22 protein-coding genes are annotated in these 21,342 nt (G+C 70.7%); 12 read left to right on the top strand and 10 right to left on the bottom strand.

The window, feature by feature from the left end; genetic code table 11:
• Nucleotides 1–63: 63 nt before the first annotated feature.
• The gene (locus A3G1_RS0121580; protein WP_018351570.1) at nt 64–1,821 is read right to left on the bottom strand and encodes a S9 family peptidase; all 1,758 of its coding nucleotides are present in this window, start codon (nt 1,819–1,821) and stop codon (nt 64–66) included.
• Between the two features lie 18 nt (nt 1,822–1,839).
• Here A3G1_RS0121580 and mshB point away from each other — a divergent pair, with 18 nt between their 5' ends.
• Both mshB and A3G1_RS38835 read left to right on the top strand, forming a co-directional pair.
• Entirely contained in the window at nt 1,840–2,703 is an 864-nt protein-coding gene (gene mshB / locus A3G1_RS36055; protein ID WP_018351569.1) for an N-acetyl-1-D-myo-inositol-2-amino-2-deoxy-alpha-D-glucopyranoside deacetylase, read from the top strand.
• Nucleotides 2,700–3,110 (top strand): hypothetical protein, encoded by a 411-nt coding sequence (locus A3G1_RS38835; RefSeq protein WP_018351568.1) that lies wholly within the window; start codon nt 2,700–2,702, stop codon nt 3,108–3,110. Before mshB ends, A3G1_RS38835 begins: the two co-directional genes overlap by 4 nt.
• A 123-nt stretch (nt 3,111–3,233) precedes the next feature.
• Here the strand turns inward: A3G1_RS38835 and A3G1_RS0121565 are convergent, their stop codons facing one another.
• The 3 genes from A3G1_RS0121565 to A3G1_RS0121555 are packed head-to-tail and all read right to left on the bottom strand — an operon-like array spanning nt 3,234 to nt 5,414.
• Nucleotides 3,234–3,698 (bottom strand): hypothetical protein, encoded by a 465-nt coding sequence (locus A3G1_RS0121565; RefSeq protein ID WP_018351567.1) that lies wholly within the window; start codon nt 3,696–3,698, stop codon nt 3,234–3,236.
• Nucleotides 3,699–3,737: 39 nt separating this feature from the next.
• The gene (locus A3G1_RS36045) at nt 3,738–4,487 is read right to left on the bottom strand and encodes a glycoside hydrolase family 25 protein (RefSeq protein WP_018351566.1); all 750 of its coding nucleotides are present in this window, start codon (nt 4,485–4,487) and stop codon (nt 3,738–3,740) included.
• A gap of 15 nt (nt 4,488–4,502) precedes the next feature.
• Complete coding sequence (locus A3G1_RS0121555) at nt 4,503–5,414, bottom strand: GNAT family N-acetyltransferase (protein WP_425411400.1); 912 nt, start codon at nt 5,412–5,414, stop codon at nt 4,503–4,505.
• A gap of 95 nt (nt 5,415–5,509) precedes the next feature.
• On the opposite strand from A3G1_RS0121555, the gene fdxA reads away from it, so the two are divergent.
• Genes fdxA through A3G1_RS0121540 form a run of 3 tightly spaced genes read left to right on the top strand, consistent with a single transcriptional unit; the run spans nt 5,510 to nt 7,671 of the window.
• A complete protein-coding gene (gene fdxA, locus A3G1_RS0121550) occupies nt 5,510–5,836 on the top strand; it encodes a ferredoxin (protein WP_018351564.1) in 327 nt (108 codons plus the stop codon).
• Nucleotides 5,833–6,918, top strand: coding sequence for a succinyldiaminopimelate transaminase (gene dapC, locus A3G1_RS0121545; protein ID WP_040479132.1), 1,086 nt, complete (start codon nt 5,833–5,835; stop codon nt 6,916–6,918). Before fdxA ends, dapC begins: the two co-directional genes overlap by 4 nt.
• Nucleotides 6,919–6,936: 18 nt before the next feature.
• Nucleotides 6,937–7,671 carry a TIGR00266 family protein gene (locus A3G1_RS0121540; RefSeq protein WP_018351562.1) on the top strand — a complete coding sequence of 245 codons (735 nt, stop codon included), beginning with the start codon at nt 6,937–6,939 and terminating at the stop codon, nt 7,669–7,671.
• Nucleotide 7,672: 1 nt separating this feature from the next.
• Here the strand turns inward: A3G1_RS0121540 and A3G1_RS0121535 are convergent, their stop codons facing one another.
• The 4 genes from A3G1_RS0121535 to dapD form a co-directional block, all read right to left on the bottom strand.
• Nucleotides 7,673–8,314, bottom strand: coding sequence for a DUF4276 family protein (locus A3G1_RS0121535; RefSeq protein WP_211216365.1), 642 nt, complete (start codon nt 8,312–8,314; stop codon nt 7,673–7,675).
• Nucleotides 8,311–9,687: an AAA family ATPase gene (locus A3G1_RS0121530; protein ID WP_018351559.1), complete on the bottom strand. Its 1,377-nt coding sequence runs from the start codon at nt 9,685–9,687 to the stop codon at nt 8,311–8,313. Before A3G1_RS0121530 ends, A3G1_RS0121535 begins: the two co-directional genes overlap by 4 nt.
• 65 nt (nt 9,688–9,752) lie before the next feature.
• Nucleotides 9,753–12,674: an AfsR/SARP family transcriptional regulator gene (locus tag A3G1_RS36040; RefSeq protein WP_018351558.1), complete on the bottom strand. Its 2,922-nt coding sequence runs from the start codon at nt 12,672–12,674 to the stop codon at nt 9,753–9,755.
• Between the two features lie 289 nt (nt 12,675–12,963).
• The gene (gene dapD / locus A3G1_RS0121520; RefSeq protein WP_018351557.1) at nt 12,964–13,872 is read right to left on the bottom strand and encodes a 2,3,4,5-tetrahydropyridine-2,6-dicarboxylate N-succinyltransferase; all 909 of its coding nucleotides are present in this window, start codon (nt 13,870–13,872) and stop codon (nt 12,964–12,966) included.
• Between the two features lie 19 nt (nt 13,873–13,891).
• On the opposite strand from dapD, the gene dapE reads away from it, so the two are divergent.
• The 7 genes from dapE to A3G1_RS0121485 all read left to right on the top strand — a co-directional run bounded on the left by dapE (nt 13,892) and on the right by A3G1_RS0121485 (nt 19,802).
• On the top strand, nt 13,892–14,959 hold the full coding sequence (gene dapE, locus A3G1_RS0121515) for a succinyl-diaminopimelate desuccinylase (protein WP_026212373.1): 1,068 nt from the start codon (nt 13,892–13,894) through the stop codon (nt 14,957–14,959).
• A 2-nt stretch (nt 14,960–14,961) separates the two neighbouring features.
• Nucleotides 14,962–15,711, top strand: a complete 750-nt coding sequence (locus tag A3G1_RS0121510; protein ID WP_018351555.1) for an LOG family protein — start codon at nt 14,962–14,964, stop codon at nt 15,709–15,711.
• Nucleotides 15,711–16,265, top strand: coding sequence for an LOG family protein (locus A3G1_RS0121505; protein WP_018351554.1), 555 nt, complete (start codon nt 15,711–15,713; stop codon nt 16,263–16,265). Before A3G1_RS0121510 ends, A3G1_RS0121505 begins: the two co-directional genes overlap by 1 nt.
• 53 nt (nt 16,266–16,318) lie before the next feature.
• A complete protein-coding gene (locus tag A3G1_RS36035) occupies nt 16,319–16,789 on the top strand; it encodes a DivIVA domain-containing protein (RefSeq protein ID WP_018351553.1) in 471 nt (156 codons plus the stop codon).
• Between the two features lie 32 nt (nt 16,790–16,821).
• The gene (locus A3G1_RS0121495) at nt 16,822–17,394 is read left to right on the top strand and encodes a DNA-3-methyladenine glycosylase I (protein WP_026212372.1); all 573 of its coding nucleotides are present in this window, start codon (nt 16,822–16,824) and stop codon (nt 17,392–17,394) included.
• Between the two features lie 66 nt (nt 17,395–17,460).
• Nucleotides 17,461–18,015 (top strand): EF-hand domain-containing protein, encoded by a 555-nt coding sequence (locus A3G1_RS38830; RefSeq protein WP_083937024.1) that lies wholly within the window; start codon nt 17,461–17,463, stop codon nt 18,013–18,015.
• A gap of 50 nt (nt 18,016–18,065) precedes the next feature.
• The gene (locus tag A3G1_RS0121485; RefSeq protein WP_018351550.1) at nt 18,066–19,802 is read left to right on the top strand and encodes an acyl-CoA dehydrogenase family protein; all 1,737 of its coding nucleotides are present in this window, start codon (nt 18,066–18,068) and stop codon (nt 19,800–19,802) included.
• On the opposite strand, the gene A3G1_RS0121480 is transcribed toward A3G1_RS0121485, so the two are convergent.
• Nucleotides 19,799–20,104: a hypothetical protein gene (locus A3G1_RS0121480; protein ID WP_026212371.1), complete on the bottom strand. Its 306-nt coding sequence runs from the start codon at nt 20,102–20,104 to the stop codon at nt 19,799–19,801. The two genes, A3G1_RS0121485 and A3G1_RS0121480, sit on opposite strands and share 4 nt — an antisense overlap.
• A 5-nt stretch (nt 20,105–20,109) precedes the next feature.
• Nucleotides 20,110–21,342 carry an extracellular solute-binding protein gene (locus A3G1_RS0121475; protein ID WP_018351548.1) on the bottom strand — a complete coding sequence of 411 codons (1,233 nt, stop codon included), beginning with the start codon at nt 21,340–21,342 and terminating at the stop codon, nt 20,110–20,112.

The raw sequence follows: 21,342 nt of genomic DNA, 5'->3' as shown, positions 1-21,342 counted from the left end.
CCCTCTCTCAGGACACAGCCCCGGCGTCGCGTACGCCGGGGCTGTGTCGCGTCCTGACGCTTCTCAGGACAGGTGTTCCCTGAGGAACTCCAGCTCGCCGTCCGCCGACATCAGCAGCGGGCGCTCCAGCGTGGACAGCTCCTCGTGCAGCCAGTGCCTGGCGTAGGCCTCTGGCTGTTCGAGAGGGAGGCCGAGGTAGCGCTCGGCGAAGCCGGTACTGGCCGTGCCCCAGTCCAGCAGCGGCGCGTGCGCCACACCGGCCTGGAAGAGGTCCGGCCGGCGGAGCAGCGCGGCGATCGCGAGGAAGCCGCCGTACCCGGTGCCCCGCACGCCGACCCGGTCGAGGTCGAGGTCGGGGTGCTTGGCCGCCAGCGCGTGCAGCGCGTCGCACTGGTCGGCGAGGGCCACGTCCCCGATCCGGTGGTGCACGACCTTCTCGTACCGGGGCGAGCACCCCGGCGTCCCCCGCCCGTCCACGCTGACCACGGCGAATCCCTGGTCGGCCCACCACTGCCGTTCGGCCCACGTGCCGCCGTCCGCGCGGACCTGCTGTTCGCCGGGCCGGGTGCCGATCTGGACCAGCACGGGCAGCCGCACGCCGGGCACGTGGCCGGCCGGGTAGCACACGGCGACTGGGATCTGCCGGTCGGTGACCCGGGTCAGCGCGGGCCGGGCGGCGCGCAGGGGCGTCCCGCTGTCCAGGGTGTACCGGGTGTCCCCGCGCACGACCGTCCACTGTGGCTCGCCGTGCTCCCACGAGGCGGAGCAGAGCGCGTACGTGTCCCCGCCCGTCACGGCGCTGTGCCAGCCCGGTGTGGTGGTGAGCTGCCTGGGCGGGGTACTGGGGGCGAGGCTGACCAGGTACAGGTGCTGCTCGCTGGGCTCACCCTCGCTGGCGCCGAGCAGGAGGCCCTCGGGCAGCACCCCGCAGACCGAGCGCGGGTACATGGACGGCGGTGTCAGCAGCGCGCCGTCGGCGAAGAGGCACCGGGCGTCGAGGCCGTCGCGGACCAGCTCGCCGGCGAGCACCACGCGCCCGTCGGGCAGCCGGGACGGCGTGCCGGGCACGAACTCCACCCAGTGCGGATCGGACAGCTCGGCGTGGACCTGGGTCTCCCCGGTACGCGGGTCGATCGTCAGGGCCAGCCCGTGCTGCTGGAGCCGCCGGAGGACCGTGATCAGCGGGCCGGAGTGGCTCCATTCGGCCGCGGCCAGGTACGGGTAGGCCAGCCGGTCCCAGTGCACGTCCACCCAGCCGCCGTCGAGGTCGAGCACGTGCAGGGAGACCATCGCGTTGTCCTGCCCGGCGAGGGGTACGCCCTCGTCCGGCAGCCGGGAGACGTCGACTCTGGTTGCCAGGATGTGCTCGCCGTCCGGCGACCACCAGTACCCGGCGTCGCGGCCGAACACCTCGCTGGCGACCGGCTCTGCCACACCCCAGGAGACTCCCCGGCTGTCCTCCCCGGCGAGCAGGAAGTCATGGCCATCGGGCTGCCAGACCCGCAGGCTGCCGCCGGTCAGGTACGCGATCCGCCTGCCGGTCGGGTCCGGCCTCGGCTCGCTGACCGGCCCTGGCACGTCGATCGCGGTGACCTCGCCGGTCGCCAGGTCCGCCCGGTGCAGCTCGCCGCCGATCTCGAACGCCGCGACGGTGGCCAGCGCGTCCGCCGAGTACCAGGAAAGGGGCCCCGGTGTCACGACGGCCCGCTCGCTGCCCTCGGGCAGATCGAAGATCCGGAGCTGGCCGGACCGCAGGAACGTGACCCGCAGGCCGTCAGCGGAGATCCGCACGGCGCGCGGCGGTCCGGGAAAGTCCACCATACGGTCTAAAGTAGCCGAGTGACCTCCCGCAGCATCGTATTCGTGCACGCACACCCCGACGACGAAGCCATCGGCACGGGGGCCACGATGGCCCGCTACGCCGCCGAGGGCGCCCAGGTGACCCTGGTGACCTGCACCCTCGGTGAAGAGGGCGAGATCCACGTTCCGGAGCTGTCCGGGCTGCTGGCCGCGGAGGCCGACCAGCTGGGCGGATACCGGATCGCCGAGCTGGCGGCGGCGTGCCAGGCTCTCGGCGTGTCCGACCACCGCTTCCTGGGCGGGGCCGGCCGCTACCGCGACTCCGGGATGATGGGCACCGAGCCGAACAACCACCCGAGGGCCTTCTGGGGCGCCGACCTCGACGAGGCGGCCAAACACCTGGTCAAGGTGTTCGAGGAGACCCGGCCACAGGTCCTGGTCACCTACGACCCGAACGGGTTCTACGGCCACCCCGACCACATCCAGGCCCACCGGGTCGCGATGCGCGCCTGCGAGCTGGCCGGGGACGCCGCCCCGCAGAAGGTGTACTGGACGGCCGTGCCGAAGAGCGTGATGGCCGCTGGGCTCGCCGAGTTCGCCGGGTCCTCCGACAACCCGTTCGCGGGCGTGGAGAGCGTCGACGACCTGCCGTTCGGCACGCCGGACGAGGAGATCGCCGCCCGGATCGAGGCCACGGCGTACGGCGAACAGAAGCTCGCTTCCCTCCGCGCGCACGCCACACAGATCCCGCCGACGTCCTGGCTGTTCACGCTGGCCGGCGGCTTCGGCGAGGAGATGATGGGCGTGGAGTACTACACGCTCGCCGAGGGCACCAAGGGGCCGGGCGTCGGCCCGTACGGCTGGGAGTCCGACCTCTTCGCCGGCGTTACCCTTTCCGGGTGAGCCTGACCTTCCACGACCACAGCCAGGACGTCGTACCAGACGAGCGGGAGCCCGCCTGGTACGTGGCCGTGATCATCTTCCTCGCCTGCTTCGCGGCGGCGGCCTCGGCGGTCGTGGAGGTGTTCTTCACGCCGTTCCGGGTGGCCGGCTGGCTGGTGCCGGTGTCGATCGCCGCCGCCGTCGTCATCACGCCGTACCTGTGCCGCGTCGCCCACCAGCTGACCCGGAGTGGCTGGGCGGCGCTCCCTGCGGCGTTCTGGCTGGCCGGCGCGGGCTTCTGGCTGTGGCCGACCGCCGAGAACGACATCGTGTACGGGGACAACTGGGTGTCCCTGGCGTTCCTGTTCTTCGGCTCGATAGCAGCCGGAATCGGCGCCTACCGCGTCTTGGTGGTGCCGGCCCGCTGAGCGAAAATCTGAGCTGCGCGAAACAAAAGCCCGTGTACAACCCAGTACACGGGCTTTCGTTTCGCTTGTCAGATTTCCGCTCAGCGGGCCACCTCGCCTTAGATCAAGATCAAATGATCAGGATCAAGATCTTTTTGATCTGGTACGGCGGTCGCGCATCTCGGCCTCGTGGCGCTTCCACGCCTTCGCCTTCCAGTCCTGGCCGAAGGCGATGACGGCGAGGATGCCCAGGCCCGTGCCCAGCCCGGCCACCGCCAGGTACTGGAGGGTCTGTCCGATGAGGAAGCCGAGGCCGGAGCTGAACGGCTGGGAGCCGGTCAGCAGCGGCCCGGCGAACACGGACAGCAGGCAGCCAGCCGTGATCGCGACCAGCAGGTCGGCCGCGAGCCGGATCATCGGGTACCGCATGGTCCACCAGGCTCCGGCCGCCGCACACGCCAGCGCGACCGCCACGAAACTGATCATGGCGACCCGGTCCTGGCCGGAGATCTCGGTGATCTCGCCGAGCTTGACCGTCAGCCGGCTGGCCGCGTTGATCACGAAGAGCAGCCCGGCCACAGCGGCGACGGGCATCCACCGTTGCTTCATCGGGGATTCATACCATCCATCGGGCCGGAGTGGTAACCCTCATTCGTAGCCGCGCCTGGCCAGCCCGGCGAGTTCGCGGAGCGCTCCGGCCGTCCCGTGGAACACGGAGTGCGTGACCTTGCCCTGGATGCCTGGTACCGCGCTCTGCGCCGTCCATTGCCACATGTGCCAGGTGTCCCAGCCCGGCGGCAGCGCCTGCGGCGGGGTCTGGCCGTAGTGGGCGATCTGCAGCGGGTACCCGCCGAGGGCCTTGGTGCCGCCCATGCAGTCGAGCATGAAGTACCGGTTGGTGTAGATCACGGGTTTGCGGCCGAAGGCGCGTTCGACGGTGTCCAGCCACGCCTTCACGTCGGTGACGGAGATCTGGGCCGGGCACTGGTTCGTCTTCCAGTCCCATTCGAGGTCGAGGACGGGCGGCAGGTCGAGCTGGCGCTTGCCCGTGTACCCGGCCTCCCGCACCGTCGCGACGAAGTGCTCGGCCTGCGCTGTGCCCGTGTCGGCGGCCCTGGCCAGGTAGAAGTGGTACGGCGCGACCGGCAGCCCCGCGGCCCGCGCACCGTCCATGTCGGACCGGAAGTACGGGTTGACGTAGTCGTTGTCCTCGGTGGCCTTCACGGTCGCGAAGTCGACGCCGGAGTTCGCCACGTCCGGCCACCTGATCGCCGCGCCCTGCGGGTGCTGCCAGCTCGCGACGTCGACCCCGTCGACGGGATGCTGGTCGACGGGGGAGACGGCGGGAGGGGCGAGCGGGGCGGCGAGGAACATGCTCAGCAGCGCGGCGGCGATCACCGCCCCAATATAGTACTAATCAGTCAAACGATAATGAACGTAGCCATGGTGCCGCGCAAAGCCCAGCCGGGTGTACAGGGAGATAGCGGGCTCATTCGCTTCTTCGACCTGCAAATAGCCGCGTCCCGCCCCGGCTGCGCGCGCCCAGGCTGCCAGCGCGCCCATGACCTTCCGGGCCAGCCCCTGACCCCGGTACGGCAGGCTGGTCTGCACGAGAGCGAAGCCCGCCCAGCCGTCAGCCACCGCGCACCGGCCGATCGCGGCGAGTTCGCCGCCGCAGTACAGGGAAGCGAATGTGACCATCTCCGGCCCGGTGAGGATGCTCCGGGCGATGGGTGGCAGCTCGCCCTTCTGCCCCGCCATCATCCGCAGCCAGGCCTCGTCCGGCTCGTCCGCCAGGACCACGTCGCTGTCCTCGGCGGCGAAGGAGAGATCGGAGACCATCACTGTCGTCGGAAAGTAACTCTCCCAGCCCTGTGCCTCCAGGACCCGTGCCACGCCACGCGCGAGCGGCAGCGGCACGGCGAACCTCGGCTGCAAACCCCTTTCCTTGTACCAGGAAACGACGGTCGCCACACCCTCCTCAAGGGACACGCACGGGTCGCCGATCGGCAGCGCGGTGTTGGCCCGGTTGGTCCAGCCCCCGCCAGCTCGCAGCACCCAGTCGCCCAGCGCGGCCGTCTCCACCGGCGGCCAGCCGCCCACCGCGGCCCGCTCCAGGGCAGCGATCTCTGAGTACTTCACCGGCCGGGGCGGCACCTCCTTCGCCGCGACGATGTCGGCGTACCGGATGGTGACCTCCCCCTTGTCCGTGGCAACGATGAGATCCATCTCACCCAGGGCTCGGAGGACGCCGACCACATCCGTAAGATGCTGGTCTGGCAGCCTGCGGCGAATAACCACCCTCCGCCCGATCTGGTCTTTCACAAGCACGGTGCCCCTCCCGGTGGATTGCACGCCGGGGACACCTTAGGCTTACTCGCTGGCGGGTATAGCCTGGATTCAGTGCGGAGAGGAATGCCGTGACGTACATCATTGCCGAGCCGTGTGTGGACGTGCTGGACAAGGCGTGCATCGAAGAGTGCCCTGTTGACTGCATCTACGAGGGCAACCGCATGCTGTACATCCACCCTGACGAGTGCGTGGACTGCGGTGCCTGTGAGCCGGTCTGCCCGGTCGAAGCCATCTTCTACGAGGACGACGTCCCGGAGAACTGGAAGGACTTCACCGACGCGAACTACCGGTTCTTCGACGACCTCGGTTCCCCGGGTGGCGCGTCCAAGAGCGGCAAGATCGACGCCGACGCCCCGTTCGTGGCGGCGCTGCCGCCGGCCGAGGCGAAGCACTGAGCGTCTCCGCCCGGCTGCCGGACTTCCCCTGGGACGTCCTGGCTCCCTATCTGGAGAAGGCCCGGGCACATCCCGGTGGCGTGATCGAGCTGTCCATGGGTACTCCAGTGGACCCCGTTCCCGCCACGGTGCAGGCTGCGCTTGCCGCCGCCGGTGATGTGCCGGGCTATCCCCTGACCACCGGTTCCGCCGTACTGCGTGCCACCGTCACCGACTGGGTGCGCGAGCGGTGCGGCGCGGCCGACGGCTTCGACGTACTGCCCACGATCGGCTCCAAGGAGCTGGTGGCCTGGCTGCCGACGCTGCTCGGCCTCGGCCCCGGCGACACGATCGTGATCCCCGAGCTGGCGTACCCGACGTACGAGGTCGGCGCCCGGCTGGCAGGCTGCGAGCTGGTCCGTTCCGACTCGCTCACCGCGCTCGGCCCGGCCAGGGTCGCCATGATCTGGCTGAACTCGCCGTCCAACCCCACCGGCCGGGTGCTGCCCGAGGCACACCTGCGCAAGGTGCTGGACTGGGCGCGTGCCTCCGGCACGATCGTGGTCAGCGACGAGTGCTACCTCGAACTCGGCTGGGACACCGAGCCGGTCTCGATCCTCTCGGTCTGCGACGGCGACTACACCGGCGTGCTCGCCGTGCACTCGCTGTCCAAGCGGTCGAACCTCGCCGGGTACCGGGGCGGCTTCGTGGCCGGCGATCCGGCCCTCGTGAAGGAACTGCTGGCCGTCCGCAAGCACGCCGGCATGATCGTGCCCGGCCCCGTGCAGGCGGCGATGACGGCGGCGCTGGCCGACACCGAGCACGTGACCGCCCAGCGCGGCCTGTACTCGGCCCGCCGCGACCTGCTCAAGCCCGCCCTGGAGGCCGCAGGGTTCCGGATCGAGCACTCCGAGGCCGGCCTGTACCTGTGGGCGACCCGCGGCGAGGACTGCTGGGTGACCGTGGACTGGCTCGCGAGCCGCGGCATCGTCGTCTCACCCGGCGCGTTCTACGGCCCGGCCGGCGCCGAGTACGTGCGGGTGGCACTGACCGGCTCCGATCAGGCCGTCGCTGCCGCTGTTGAGCGCCTGAGGGCCCCTTAACCGGTCTACGCTCGGGGCATGACCGAGCTTCGCGTGCTTCCCGACGCCGGCCAGACCCCGGCGTTCAGCTACCAGATCGGCTACCGCCCGGCCTTCGCGCTGGCCACGCTCGTGCTCGCCCCGGAGCAGCCGGTGAAGGCCGAGGCCGGCGCGATGGTCAGCATGAGCGGCAACGTCGAGCTGGAGTCCCAGATGGAGGGCGGGCTGTGGGGCGCGCTCAAACGCGGGGCCGGCGGGCGGAGCGCTTTCGTGTCGACGTACACGGCGCGGGGCGGGCCGGGGGAGCTGACGCTGGCGCCGGGCGCGCCGGGTGACATCGTGCCGCTGCACGTGTCCGGCGAGGCGTACAACGTGGCTGCGTCCTGTTACCTCGCGGCCGAGCCCAGCCTGGAGGTCGAGACGGGCTGGGGCGGCGCGCGGTCCTTCTTCAGCAGCGAGAGCATGTTCGTGCTCCAGATCCGGGGGAACGGGCTGCTGTTCGTGACCGCGTACGGCGCACTGCACAGCCGGGTGCTCCAGCCGGGCGAGCGCTACGTCGTGGACACCGGGCACCTGGTGGCCTGGCCCGCCGCGATGCCGTACACGATCAACAAGGCCACGAAGAGCATCTTCCGCTCGATGACGTCAGGAGAGGGACTGGTCGCGACCTTCACCGGGCCCGGCACGCTCCTCATGCAGACCCGCAACATCGAGGCACTGGCCGGCCTGCTCCGGCCCTTCTTCCCGTCCCGCTCGGGCGGCGGCAGCGAGTGACTTACCGACCAGTCCAGCTGGCCACGATGTCCTCCACGTCGGCCACCAGCTGCTTCCAGCTCTCCAGCCGGGTGACCGGGCCGAAGGGGTCCAAACGCTCCAGGAGCTGGCGGCGGTGCTGCGGGAACCGCTCAGCCATCTGCTTGCGGCGACGCCCTGTCGCACCGGAGGCCTCGGCAAGGCATTCCGCGAGGAGCTTCTTCGGGTCGGCGACCCGTTCAGCCTCTCGCGGGTTCGGAAGCCCCAGTGAGCTGCGCCCCTTCGGATTACCGGCGACCTGGCGGATCGCTGCCTCGTCGAGCAGTAGCCAAGCCTCGGTCATCCGGACAGGCACCACGGGAATCACGGCGGCCTCAGGAGCGCTCTGAGCGGAGGCTTCGGCGATCTCTTGCCGCCGGGGTGCCGGACCCGCGTTGTCGGCATCCCGGTGCACGACCAGGACATCGACTGGCTGCCCGGCCAGCTGACAGCCAGCTTCGAGCTTGGACCTGACATCCTTTTTGATACTGCGCTCAAGAAGACCGAAGTCTGGTTTGCTGAGCCGTACACTCACGCCCTGTTCGAGAAACAACGCTTCCACGAGATCCGCCAGCGGTAAGTCGGAGGTGCCCTCCGCGATGAACAGCCCGGAACGTTGCCTCACTGGTTCCACTCCGAAGGCAGGCGAAGTTGTGTGCCAGATGGAGCAGTGAGGTAGGGCACGATGTCGGCTTCGGAGAACGTCGTGATCCCAGATGCCGCTCGCCAGGAGTCCTTGAACGGAAGCAATGTCAGCGCGCTGGTCACGCTGCCGTCCGGCGCCTGCTGAGGTAGCAGTTCGGCGAGCAACAGGTCCTGCGGGTCGCACACCTGGACCACGCCCGGGGAGTGAGTGTTGACAATCACCTGCCGGAACGGATTGGTCTCGTCCACCGGTTCCGCTGGGTCCAGAGCAAGATCCTGGATCAGCCTGACCACGGCTGGCAGATTCGCCGGGTGGATGCCGTTCTCCGGCTCCTCCATGCAGATCAGACCTGTGAGATCGGGGTCCTCGAGAAGCACACACAGGGCTAGGAAACGCAGGGTGCCTTCGGACAAGGCCCTCGCCGGTAGCCGCATGCCGTCACGCGTCGTGAGGAACAGCGTGAAGGCCTCCCTGATCTCGTCCGGTTCGACGGAAACCTCGCGGACACCAGTGTCGCCGAGGTCCGCCAGCCGTCCGGCGACGCGGGCGTAGACGGCGTCGGGGTCGCTGGATCCTTCATGCGCAATGCGATACAGGCTGGCTGCGAGGTACCGGCCATCGGTGCTCAGCACCCGAGGGTCTCCGAAGCTGTCGGGCGCGCGGAGCGCCGAAGGTTCGAGGGCCAGCCGCCGCCAGCCGAGCATCTCCTGCCGGGCGGGCCAGACCGAAGGCGCCAGGCTGAAGATCATCATGCTGAGGCCGGTTCGGTGCCCCTTCGGATGCTTGGGCACGTTCATGATTACCGGGCCCTGGTCGCTGTGATAGGCGAGCCGGAGCCGACTGTCGTCCATACGGGAGGTCAGAAGCGGCCTGGCCGCAGACTGGCTGCTTATGTCTGCGGCTAGCCGCTCGACGGGACTCCCCACGAGGGAAGCCGCTGAGAGCGGGTGGAGATCTTCCCTCATGATGACGAGCTTGCCAACGCTCGCCGGGCCGGAGGCTTCCTCCAATCCGAGCACGACTTCGTAGCGCAGGTAGGAGTCAGGGATGGCCTCGTGGCCGCCCGCGGTCAGCCACGCCTCCCCGGGAACAATCATCTCGGCTGCGAGGCTCATCTGGTGTTCACCGGACTGGTAACCGTTCCAGAAAAGGTCTCGCGGGTCCGAAGATCCCCGGACACGTTTCGCGGCTTCGGCGAGGGGCATCTCCGCCAGGTACGACAGCAATTCGATCGCGTCGAACAGGTTGGACTTGCCGATGCCGTTGGCGCCCGCGATGCAGGTGAACGGGCCGAAGTCCACCCGGACGTCCAGCAGGTTCTTGAAACCCTGGACTTCCAACCTGGTCAGCATGAGGCCAGCCTACCGAGGCGCACCCGGGTCCGTGGCAACGTGCCAGCGCGCAAACGAGACGGGGGTCAGCTGAGCCGGTTGAGGGCGCGGGCTGTGCGTTCCTGGCCGGCTGGAGCGTCGAGCAGGTCCCAGAGGACGCGGGCGGCCTCCAGGTGGCTGCGGGCCGGCTCCGGCTGGCCACCGTCGAGGTAGACCTCGCCGAGCAGGTGCAGGGTCGCTGCCTCGCCGTACTTCTCGCCGCACCTGCGGAACATGGCCAGCGAGGAGGTCAGCAGCTTCTCGGCCTGGGCGAGTTCGCCCAGCTGGCGCGCCGAGTCACCCAGGACGTTGATCGTGTACGCGGTCTCCAGCTCGTCCCCGATCCGCTGGCTCATCACCAGCGCGTCGGAGGCCCGGCCGCGCGCCGAGGCGAGGTTGCCGGTCCGCAGGCTCACGACGGCCAGCCCGCGCAGCGCCTGCTGCTCGCCACGGATGAAACGGCAGCTGTGCGCGAGGGCCTGCGAACGGGCGAACTCGGCCTCGGCCGCCGGGTAGTCGCCGCCGTCGAGCAGCGTCATGCCGATCAGGTACCTGGCGTAGGCCTCGGCCCGTGACTCCTTGTGCGCCCCGGCCTCGGCGGCTGCCGACCGGAGCCGGGCCACCGACTCCTCGCGGCGGCCGAGGATGCGGTCCACGACGCCCAGCGCGCACTCCGACAGCACAGCGCCCTGCGGGTCGCCGAGCGTCGTGAAGAGATCCCGGGCCTCGGTGAGGCAGCGCGGGGCCGTGTCGTAGTCGTCGAGCACGGCCGTCAGCTCACCGAGCCCGTGCAGCATCGCCGCCGTACCCTGCCGGTCCCCAACCTCCCGTGCCGCCCTCAGCGCTGCCTCGTGCGTGCGCCTCCAGTCCGCGTACCGGCCACGGACCTCGAAGAACCCGACGGCCGAGCGGGCGATCCGCCAGGCGTGCTGCACGTACCCGTGCTCGGCCGCCGCCTCCACCACCGCCGTGAGGACCGGCATCTCGGCCTCCAGCCAGCGGTACGGATCGGCGATCAGCCGCCCGCGCAGCTCCGCCAGCCACGGCCACCGGTCGGGGCGCAGCGGGCTCGGGCCCAGGTACCCGTGCGGGGCCCGCCGCTCGGCTTCCTCGGCGAGCGCCAGCCAGCCGTCGAAGTACCGCTCGCGGCACTCGGCGCGCTCCACGACCGGCAGTGCCCGCTCGGACTCCTCGCGGGCGAAGAGCCGGACCAGGTCGTGCAGCTGGTACCGGACCTGGCCGAGGTCGTCGCGCCCGCGCAGCTGCACGAGCTGCGCGTCCACCAGCAGCTCCAGCGTCTCGCGGGCCGGGGCCGGGCGCTGGTCGAGCAGCGCGGCGGCGGCCCAGCCGGGGAAGTCGGTACTGGGCAGGGTGGCCAGCCGCAGCAGCAGCCCGGCGGCGGGTCCCGGCAGGGCGTGGAAGCTCAGCGCCAGGCTGGTCCGGACGCCGAGGTCGCCCTGGTCGAGGGCGTCGAGCCGGTCCCGCTCGTCGGCCAGCGCCTCGACCAGCTCGGCGGCCGTCCAGTGTGGCCGGTGGGCGAGCCGGGCTCCGGCGACGCGCAGGGCCAGCGGCATGCGGGCGCACAGCTCGGCCAGGTGCCTCGCTGCCGCCGGGTCGGCGTCGACCTGGCCCGGGGTGCTGGCCCGGCGGAGCAGGTCGAGCGCTTCAGGCTCGGGCAGCTCGCCGATCCTCAGCCGCAGCGCGCCGTCCAGAGTGGACAGCGGTGAGCGGCTGGTCACGAGTACCGCGGAGTGGCCCGCGCCGGGGAGCAGGTGCCTGACCTGCCGCTCGTCGGTGGCGTCGTCCAGCACGACCAGGACCCGGCGGCTGCTCAGCAGCGAGCGGTACGCGGCTGCCCGGTCGTCGAGCCGGTCCGGGATGGCGTGACCGGCCACGCCCAGCGCCCGCAGGAACTCGGCGAGCACGTCGGCTGGCTGGGCCGGGTGCTCGTCGAGGCCGCGCAAGTGGGCGAAGAGCTGCCCGCCCGGGTACTGGTCCCGGACCTGGTGGGCGATGTGCACGGCGAGGGAGGTCTTGCCGGTGCCGCCCATGCCGGAGATCGTCACCAGCGCGCCAGCCCGGCCGTCCGCCCGGCTCAGCGCCTCGATGGCTGACCCGGTCTCGGCCAGCCGGCCCGTGTGGTCGGCCACCCCGGCCGGGAGCTGGCAGACCGGGGCCGGCCCCGGTGCGGGCTCGGCGGCGGCTGGCTCGTCGCCTGGGGTGTTCTCCTCGCCGCGCAGCATCCGGGTGTGCAGGTCACGCAGGTACGGACCCGGGTTCTCGCCGAGCTCGGCCGCGAGGTGTTCCCGGGCGCGGGCGTAGACGTCCAGCGCCTCGGCGCGCCTGCCGGAACGGGCCAGGGCGAGCATCAGGCGGCCGGTGAGCTGCTCGGCCAGCGGGTACTCCGCGGTGAGCGTGGCCAGCGCGTCGAGCACGGAACCCGGCCGGTCGAGCTGGAGTTCGGCGTCGGCCCACTCCGCGATCACGGTCAGGCGCTGGCGGTCGAGGGTCTCGGCGGTGCGCTCGGCCCAGCCGGTGGCCGGCCCGGTCAGCCCGGAGAGCGGCCTGCCCCGCCACTGCCCGAGCGCCGCCGCGAGCAGGGCAGCCCGTTCGGCGAGACGCTCGGCGGGCAGAGCGCGGGCCTCGGCGACCATCGAGCGGAAGACCTGGAGGTCGAGCACGCCGTCCGGCACGCTAGCCAGGTAGCCGGAGCCCTCGCGCCGGATCTGCACGCCCGTGCCGTCGAGCAGGGCCCGGATGCGGCTCAGGTGCGCGTGGAGGGTCGAGCGTACGGAGTCCGGGGCCTCGTCGCCCCAGACCCGCTGGGTCAGCGTGTCCTGCTGTACCAGCCTGCCGTGCTCCGCGAGCAGTGCGGCCAGGACGGCCACGCGGCGCGGCGGGCCGATCGTCACGGCCGTGCCGTCCACCAGTAACTGAACCGGTCCGAGTATCCGCAGTTCCACCGTCATCCGTTTGTGTCCCCCTGCGGTCGAGTCGCCCGGTGAGCCAATCAGGATCTCCCTGGTTCATCAAGGGAGAAAAGACCTGTGGCCGGTACCGGATCGGTACCAGCCACAGTGGAGGAGCGGGAGAACTAGGGTCTGTCCGGTAGATCTTTGCCGGGCTGCGGCGGCCTCAGAAGCCGCCTGCCTGCGCCGTTTTCCTCCCGGAATACAACACCGGTATTCCGGGAGGAAAACGGCTTGTCAGCCGACTCCTGAGACTCGCCTCGCACCGACAAGATCTACCGGACAGACCCTAGTCGTTGGCGTGCAGCGCGGCGTTCAGCGTGATGCCCGTACCCTTGCGGGCCCGCGCTTCCACCGTGCCCGTCACCGAGTTGCGGATGTAGAGGATGCCGGAGGAACCGGACAGCTCCAGCGCCTTGACGATCCGGCCGTCGGGCAGGGTGACCTTCGTACCCGCCGTGACGTACAGCCCGGCCTCCACGACGCAGTCGTCACCCAGCGAGATGCCGATGCCGGCGTTGGCCCCGAGCAGGCAGCGTTCGCCGATCGAGACGACCTGCTTGCCGCCGCCGGAGAGCGTACCCATGATCGAGGCGCCGGCCCCGATGTCCGAGCCGTCCCCGACGACCACCCCGGCCACGATCCGGCCCTCGACCATCGAGGCGCCGAGCGTGCCGGCGTTGAAGTTGATGAAGCCCTCGTGCATGACCGTCGTGCCGGGCGCCAGGTGCGCGCCCAGCCGCACCCGGTCGGCGTCGGCGATCCGGACACCGGACGGCACGACGTAGTCGACCATGCGCGGGAACTTGTCCACAGAGAACACCGTCAGGTGCGGCACGGTCAGCCGCAGCTCGTTGACCTGCTCGGGCAGCACCGGGCCGGCCGAGGTCCACGCGATGTTCGGGAGGATGCCGAAGATCCCGTCCAGGTTGGCCTGGTGCGGCCGGATGATCCGGTGGGAGATGAGGTGCAGGCGCAGGTACGCGTCGGCGGTGTCCTTCGGGGGCTCGGCCAGGCTGATGCTGGTCGTGACCGGTACGCGCCGCATGCCGAGCGGGCGCTCGCCCGCCGGGAGGGTCACGTCGCGGGCCTCGCCGAGGCCGAGCTCCGGGTACCAGACTTCCAGGACGGTGCCGTCGGCTGTCACGGTCGCGAGGCCTGAGCCCCATGCCGTCTCGTCGAGAAATTCGCTGCTCACGACGGGCTAGTCTACGGGGGTGCTGACAACGGATGAGCTCGCAGACCCTGTCGCGCTGACCCGGGCCCTGGTCGATATCTCGTCGGTCTCCGGCGATGAGGAAAATATCGCCGGGCAGGTCGAGGCCGCGCTAAACCTTCCGCATCTGAGCGTCGCCCGCTCCGGTAATTCCGTGATGGCCCGGACGAATCTGGGCAGGGCGAGCCGCGTCGTGCTGGCCGGCCACCTCGACACGGTGCCGCACCACGACAACTGGCCGTCGCGTACCGAGGACGGCGTCATGCACGGCTGCGGCACGTCCGACATGAAGTCCGGCACAGCCATCGCACTGCACCTCGCCGCGACGCTCACCGAGCCCGTCCACGACGTCACGTACTTCTTCTACGACTGCGAGGAAGTCGAAGCCGAGCGCAACGGGCTCAACCGGATCGCCCAGGAGAACCCGGAGTGGCTGGCCGGCGACTTCGCCGTCCTGCTGGAGCCGACGTACGGCGTGGTCGAGGCCGGGTGCCAGGGCACGATGCGGGTCCGCGTCACCACGCACGGCAAACGCGCGCACTCGGCCCGCTCCTGGCTCGGCGTCAACGCGATCCACGCGATGGGCGAGCTGCTCCGCCGGCTCGACGCCTACGAGGCCCGCACGGTCCTCATCGACGGCTGCGAGTACCGCGAGGGGCTCAACGCCGTGCTGATCAATGGCGGGGTCGCGGGCAACGTGATCCCGGACCGGTGCGAGGTGACGGTCAACTACCGGTTCGCGCCGGACAGGAGCGAGGCCGAGGCGCTGGTACACGTGAAAGAGGTTTTTGACGGGTTTGACGTTGAACTCTCCGACTCGGCGCCCGGTGCGCTGCCCGGCCTCGAACAGCCAGCGGTGAAGGACTTCCTGGCTCTGGCCGGTGCCGAGCCGCGCGCCAAGCTCGGCTGGACGGACGTCGCCCGCTTCTCTGCGCTCGGCGTCCCGGCCGTCAACTTCGGCCCCGGCGACCCCAATCTGGCCCACAAGCAGGACGAGCACGTGGAGATCCAGAAGATCATCGACGGGGCTGCGGTGCTGCGTGACTGGCTCGCCGGGGTCAATGGCTGACAATGGCTGACATGACGGAAAAGAGAGGACCCGAGCGGCACCGAGGCCCGGTCACACTGCGCAGGGGTGCCGCCAGCCAGCTCGTCACCGCCGACCAGCGGCTGCTCGACTCGAAGGGCCGCCAGGACTGGCGGATCGGCGACGCGTGGCGCTCGCTGCGGATCCAGGCGGAGTTCGTCGAGGGCTTCGACACCCTGTCCGAGCTGCCGCCGGCGGTCAGCGTGTTCGGCTCGGCGCGCAGCAAGCCCGACAGCCCCGAGTGCCTGCTGGCCGAGGAATTGGGTGCCGCGCTCGCCCAGGCCGGCTATGCCGTGATCACGGGTGGCGGGCCGGGCGTCATGGAAGCCGCCAACAAGGGCTGCCAGGAGGCTGGTGGCCTGTCGGTCGGGCTGGGGATAGAGCTGCCGTTCGAGCAGGGCCTCAACGAGTGGTGCGACATCGGGATCGACTTCCGCTACTTCTTCGCCCGCAAGACCATGTTCATCAAGTACGCGCAGGCCTTCTGCGTCCTGCCCGGCGGCTTCGGGACGATGGACGAGCTGTTCGAGGCGCTGACCCTCGTGCAGACCGGCAAGGTCACCGAGTTCCCCGTGGTCCTGCTCGGCGTCGACTACTGGTCGGGCCTGCTCGGCTGGCTGCGGACCAGCATGCTCGCCGACGGCATGATCGGGCCGCTCGACCTCGACCTGGTCCACCTCACCGACGACGTGGCCGAGGCAGTGCACCGGATCCAGGCGGCCGGCCGGATCTGATGGCAGCCGTCTGCGTCTTCTGCGCCTCGTCGGTCACCGTCGCGCAGTCCTATCTGGACCTCGCCCGCGAGACCGGCATCCGGCTGGCCGAGGCCGGGCACACCCTGGTCAGCGGCGGGGCCCGTGTCGGGATGATGGGCGCCGTGACCAGCGGCGCCCGCTCGGCCGGTGGGTACACGGTCGGGATCATCGTCGAGGCGCTTGCCGCCGTCGAGATCGCCGACACCGGATCCGACGAGCTGGTGGTCGCGGGGTCGATGCTGGATCGCAAGGGCCAGATGATCGATCGTTCGGACGCCTTCCTGGTACTCCCCGGCGGGCTCGGCACCCTCGACGAGCTGTTCGAGGTCTGGACGACGGCCGGGCTCGGCATGCACGCCAAGCCCGTGGTCGTCGTGAACGCCGGCGGCTTCTACGACGGCCTGCTGACCTGGCTCGGCCGGCTCGTCACGCTCGGCATGGTCCGCGAGGCAGCCCTGGAATCCCTGATCATCGTCGATACCCTGGACGGCGCGCTGGCCCAGCTGGCCACGTCGCTCAAGGAAGTCGGCTGACGCTCGCACGCAGGCCTCGCGCTGACTGCCGGCCGGCACTAGCATTGCCGGTTATGAACCAGGTCCTGCTGCTGCTCGTCGTCGCGCTGGTCGCCGGTGGCATCGTGTTCGGCGCCGCCGCCCTGCTGACCGGTACCGATCCCGGCCTCGCCGTGGTCGAGCCCGACGGGCGCGCCGTCGCCCTCCCGGCCGGCCGGCCACTGGCGGAGGGCGACCTGGGCCGCCTGCGGTTCGACGTGGGCCTGCGCGGGTACCGCGCCGACCAGGTCGACGAGGCGATCGGCCGCCTCGGCTACGACCTCGGCTACAAGCAGGAGCTGATCAGCGTCCTCGAATCCGAGGTCGTCGCCCTGCGCGAGGGCCGGGCCGACGACGCCGACCGGCTCAGGGAGGCCCGGCTCGCGGCCGGCGGCCAGCACCCGGCGGCCAGCGACCACGAAGAGATCATCGACCTGGACGCCGAGCCCGAGCTTCCGGAGTCCGCCGAGGCCACCGGGTCCACTGAGGACGAGGGCAAGCGCTAGCCCCGTCGTACCCCTCCGATACCGTTGGCGGCATGACTGCGCTGGTTGTGGGGCCCGACGGGCTCGGCCGCTGCCACTGGGCCTACTCCGCTCCGGAATACCTGCCCTACCACGACGAGGAGTGGGGGCAGCCCGTGCGCGGCGACGAGCCGCTGTACGAGCGGCTGACCCTGGAGGCCTTCCAGTCCGGGCTGTCGTGGATCACCATCCTCCGCAAGCGCGCGGCCTTCCGGGCGGCGTTCGGTGACTTCGCGCTGGAGACCGTCGCCGGGTTCGGCAGCGACGACGTCGAGCGGCTGATGGCCGACCAGGGCATCGTCCGCAACCGGATGAAGATCGAGGCAGCGATCCACAACGCCAGGGTCGCGCTGGACCTGCCCGGCGGGCTCTCGGACTTCCTCTGGGCGTACGCGGTGCCCGACCAGGCCCGCCCGGCGACCGGCGGCGACGTCCCGGCCGTGACGGCCGAGTCGACCGCGATGGCGAAGGCGCTGAAGAAGGCTGGCTTCAAGTTCTTCGGCCCGACGACGGCCTACGCCCTGATGCAGGCCACCGGCATGGTCAACGACCACCTGATCGGGTGCATGGAGAAGCCAGCGTCCTGACTCTGGCCCCACTGGCCCCGCCAGCCCCAAATCGGACTTATTTTACATAAGGCCTATACTTCTGCCATGACTATGGCTACCGACTTCTCGATCAAGTACTCCCGGCTGTTTGACCTGCTCGACATCGACGGCAGCGGTGACCTGCGCGCGGCGGACATGACGGCTCTCGGCGAGCGCGTGATCGCCGGGTTCGGCGCCACGGCGGCTCCCGCGAAGATCGAGACGGTCCGGGCGGCCTTCGTCAGCTACTGGAACGGCATCTCGGCCCAGCTCGGTGGCGGCGACGGCCCGTTCAGCCGTGAGCAGTTCAGCGCGGCGCTCACGGTGGCTGTCGGCGAGAGCGAGCAGGGCTTCGACGAACTGCTCCGTCCGCTGGCCTCGGCGATCTTCGCGCTCGCCGACGCCGACGACAGCGGGATCGTCTCGATGGCGGAATTCCGGCAGGCCCAGGTCGCGATGGGTGTCTCCACCGAGGACAGCGAGCGGGTCTTCCGGCTGATCGACACGGACGGTGACGGCCGCATCGACCGGGAGGAACTGCTGGCCGCGGCGAGCGACTTCTACCGCAACCCTTCGGCCGACTCCCCGATGAGCGGCTTCTTCGGCAGCCTCGGCCGCTGACAACGGCGGGTTCCCGCCCGGCCAGCGGGCGGGAACCCGATCAACGAGACATGAACACCGTGAACGCGTCGGTCCTGTCGGCCCTGACCAGCGTGCTGTACCCACCAGAGTCCGCAGGCCTGCACGAGTGGTGGCGCAAGCTGATCGGGACAACCGGCTTCGCTCACCGTGGCGGCCTGTCCCACGAGGAGCGGGTGCACCGGGCGTACCGGCTGCTCGCGCTGGTCAACGAGAGCCTTGCTGACGTGCCGGCCTTCGTGGCCGATCCCGAGCAGCTCGCCGTGATGCACGAGTGGACGGGCGCGGTCGAACCCGGCTTCACCGCGATCGCCGGCATCCACTACAACCTGTTCCTCGGCAGCCTGCTGGACCTGGAGCCCGAGGGCGTACGCGACCTGGCGGAGTACACCGGGCTGCGCGAGACCGGCACGTTCCTGTGCACCGAGGTGGCGCACGGTAACGACGCCGCGAGGCTGGAGACCACGGCGACCCGGGACCCCGGGACCGGCGACTTCGTCCTGCACACTCCGAACCGGGGCGCGGCGAAGTTCATGCCCAACACGTCCAGCGCGGGCGGCGCCAAGACCGGGCTGGTCGCCGCGAGGCTGCTCGCCGACAGTACGGACCATGGCGTGCACCTGTTCCTCACCCGGCTGAACGACGGGCGCCAGCCGATGCCAGGAGTACGGATCGAGCTGCTGCCGCCGGCGCTCACCTGCCCGGTCGACCATGCCGTGACCAGCTTCGACCAGGTACGCCTGCCGCCGGAAGCGCTCCTCGGCCCGCTGCCGTCCGGCCAGGCGGCTGGCAGTGGCCGTCGCCGGTTACTGCACGCGATCGGCCGGGTCACCGCCGGGAAGCTGTGCATGAGTGCCTGCGGGGTCAGCGCGGCGAAGACGGCCGTCGCCCTCGCGGTCCGGCACGCGCACGCCCGATCGACGGCCGGCCTGAGGCCCGGCGAGTCGGTCACGCTCTTCGAGCACGGGGCACACCAGGCCCGGCTCGTTGACGCGACTGTCACTGCCTATGCCGTGACCGCACTGCATCGGTACGCCGTGCGCCGCTGGCTGGACGCCGGACCCGCGGACCGGTCCGAGGCCGAACGCGTCGTCGCGATCACCAAGGGCTGGACCACGTGGCAGGGCCGCGCAGTGGCCATCGAGTGCCGTGAGCGGTGCGGGGCACGCGGCGCGCTCCGGGTGAACGGGTTCGCCGACCCGATCGCCGCGATCGAAGGCCCGATCACCGCCGAGGGCGACAACCTGGTGATCTGGAACAAGGCAGCCGCCGAGCTGAGCCTCGGCTGGCGCAGGCCCGCGGTCCCGCGAACCGAGCCGGACCTGGCTGACCCCGCGTACCTGCACGGGCTGCTGATCGGCATCGAGGAGATCTGGCACCAGCGGGCGAGCCGCAAGCTCCGGGACCGCGGCGCCCGGTCACCGCTGGCCCGGTGGAACGCCACCGTCGGCCCGGCTCTCGAGCTGGTCGCAGCCCATGCGCACCGCCTGGCAGCCGAGGCACTGCACGACTGGGCCGAGCGCGCCGACGGCCAGCCAGCAAGGGAAGTGCTGCGCGGGGTGCACCGGCTGTTCGCCCTGCGGCGGATCTCCGGCCACGACGGCGTGCTGCTCGCAGCCGGCCGGCTCACCGCGGAGCAGGTCGAGGAGCTACCTGACCTGATCGACAGGGCGGTGACGGCGCTCGCCCCGCACACACTGACCCTTGTGGAGGCGTTCGGCGTACCAGAGCAGGTGTTCGTCCCCGACGGGTACCAGGACGAGCGCTAAGGCTGGTCCTTCCTGCTCCGCAGTTCCCGGTAGGACTGGTAGGTCAGCCACAGCGTGATGACCTCCACGAGCGTGGAGAGCACGGCCGCCAGGTTGGCCATCACCGACGTGCCGATCCGCGACCACGCCTGCCAGAGCAGCGCGAGCATGATGCCAGCCAGCCCGACCAGCGCGCCGGTCCGCAGCCGGAGCCGGCGCGCGGCCGGCAGCAGGCCCCGGTCGCGTGCGACGCGCAGCCCGTACTCCACGACCACGATCCCGGCCGTGACCAGCAGCGGGATCAGCCACAGTTCGACGCGCACCCCGATCACCTGCCTCCCAGCGCAGCGCGCATGTCGTCGACGAACTTGGATGGCAGGTCGATGTTGCTCCGCAGCAGCCGGCCGGCGTGCAGCACGACGGCCTCGGCGAACCGGCCGTAGTCGCGGTGCACCGGCCGGGGCCTGGACCTCTCCACGGCGCCCCGGATCGCGCCCAGGTGCGGGATGAACGCCTTCAGGTTCGGGTCGATGTAGGCGTTGGTCCTGGTCGGGGCGAGCCCGTGCGCCGCGAGGACCTTCTGGGCCTCCTCGCCGGTCAGGAACCGGATCAGGTCGGCGGCTGGCCCCGGATTGCGCGAACCGGCGACGACGGCCAGGCTCTGCCCGCCGAGGATCCCGATCGGCAGCGCCCGTACCCGCAGCCGCGCGTTCCGCACGCCCGGATCCTCCTTCTGCTGGAGCACCCGGTACTGCACCGGCCAGTTCCTCATGTACCGCCGCCCCGGCTCCCCGAACGCCTCCAGGCTGCTCTGCTCGTTGTCGGACAGCAGCACCCGGCCCTTGGCCGCGGCCACCCGTAGTGGCTGGAGTGCCTGCTGCCAGCGCCCGAGGTCGTAGGCCGGCCCGCCGTTCACGTCGAGGATGCCCTCGTCGCGGGCGAGCGCGTGTTCGAGGATGTTGACGACGAAGGCCTCGTTCGAGGCTGACGACGCCGGGTCGAGCTGGCCGACGAAGGCTCGCGTACCGTCCAGCGCCGCGTCGTCGAGCACCTCGCGCAGCGTGTGCTCGGCCGGGTCTCCGGGCTCCTGCCGGGCGAAGAGCATGCCGACGTCGGTGTTGAAGGGCACGGCCCAGTACCGGTCGGGGTCGCCGGGCACCCGGTTGGCCCGGATCGCCCGGTCGAGGAACAGCTCGGCGTCGTGCATCTCGATCGGCCGGAGCAGCCCCTGCCCGGCGAAGTCCTGGATGTCGATCGCGTCGAGGTTCACCACGTCGGCCACGCCGTTACGCGCGGCCGTGACGGCCTGCCGTTTCTGGTCGGCCGTCGCGCCCTGCGAGGTGGCGAGGCTGACCCGGACCCGGGGGTTGGCCCGGTTCCACATGTCGATCAGGAGCTGGCGGGCTCCGGTCGAGTCGGCCCCGGTGACCAGGGTCAGCTCGGTGTCCTTCGGCTGGCTGCCGCCGGGGAGCAGGTAGATGGCCGCCGAGGTGAGCGTGCCGCAGGCGAGCACGCCGGTCAGGAAGTCTCGCCGCGAGTACGCCGAATGTGTCCCAGCCAC

Source organism: Longispora albida DSM 44784 (assembly GCF_000379825.1).
Lineage (GTDB): Bacteria > Actinomycetota > Actinomycetes > Mycobacteriales > Micromonosporaceae > Longispora > Longispora albida.
Note: the sequence above shows the minus strand (reverse complement) of the source record. Positions and strands in the feature narration are given on the sequence as shown.

Excerpts from the sequence above, each read along its gene's own strand:
- A3G1_RS0121580 (WP_018351570.1), bottom strand. The coding sequence starts at position 1,821 with ATGGTGGACTTTCCCGGACCGCCGCGCGCCGTGCGGATCTCCGCTGAC.
- A3G1_RS0121565 (WP_018351567.1), bottom strand. The coding sequence starts at position 3,698 with ATGAAGCAACGGTGGATGCCCGTCGCCGCTGTGGCCGGGCTGCTCTTC.
- A3G1_RS0121540 (WP_018351562.1), top strand. The coding sequence starts at position 6,937 with ATGACCGAGCTTCGCGTGCTTCCCGACGCCGGCCAGACCCCGGCGTTC.
- A3G1_RS0121530 (WP_018351559.1), bottom strand. The coding sequence starts at position 9,687 with ATGCTGACCAGGTTGGAAGTCCAGGGTTTCAAGAACCTGCTGGACGTC.
- A3G1_RS36040 (WP_018351558.1), bottom strand. The coding sequence starts at position 12,674 with ATGACGGTGGAACTGCGGATACTCGGACCGGTTCAGTTACTGGTGGAC.
- A3G1_RS0121510 (WP_018351555.1), top strand. The coding sequence starts at position 14,962 with ATGGCTGACATGACGGAAAAGAGAGGACCCGAGCGGCACCGAGGCCCG.
- A3G1_RS0121505 (WP_018351554.1), top strand. The coding sequence starts at position 15,711 with ATGGCAGCCGTCTGCGTCTTCTGCGCCTCGTCGGTCACCGTCGCGCAG.
- A3G1_RS36035 (WP_018351553.1), top strand. The coding sequence starts at position 16,319 with ATGAACCAGGTCCTGCTGCTGCTCGTCGTCGCGCTGGTCGCCGGTGGC.
- A3G1_RS0121495 (WP_026212372.1), top strand. The coding sequence starts at position 16,822 with ATGACTGCGCTGGTTGTGGGGCCCGACGGGCTCGGCCGCTGCCACTGG.
- A3G1_RS38830 (WP_083937024.1), top strand. The coding sequence starts at position 17,461 with ATGACTATGGCTACCGACTTCTCGATCAAGTACTCCCGGCTGTTTGAC.
- A3G1_RS0121485 (WP_018351550.1), top strand. The coding sequence starts at position 18,066 with ATGAACACCGTGAACGCGTCGGTCCTGTCGGCCCTGACCAGCGTGCTG.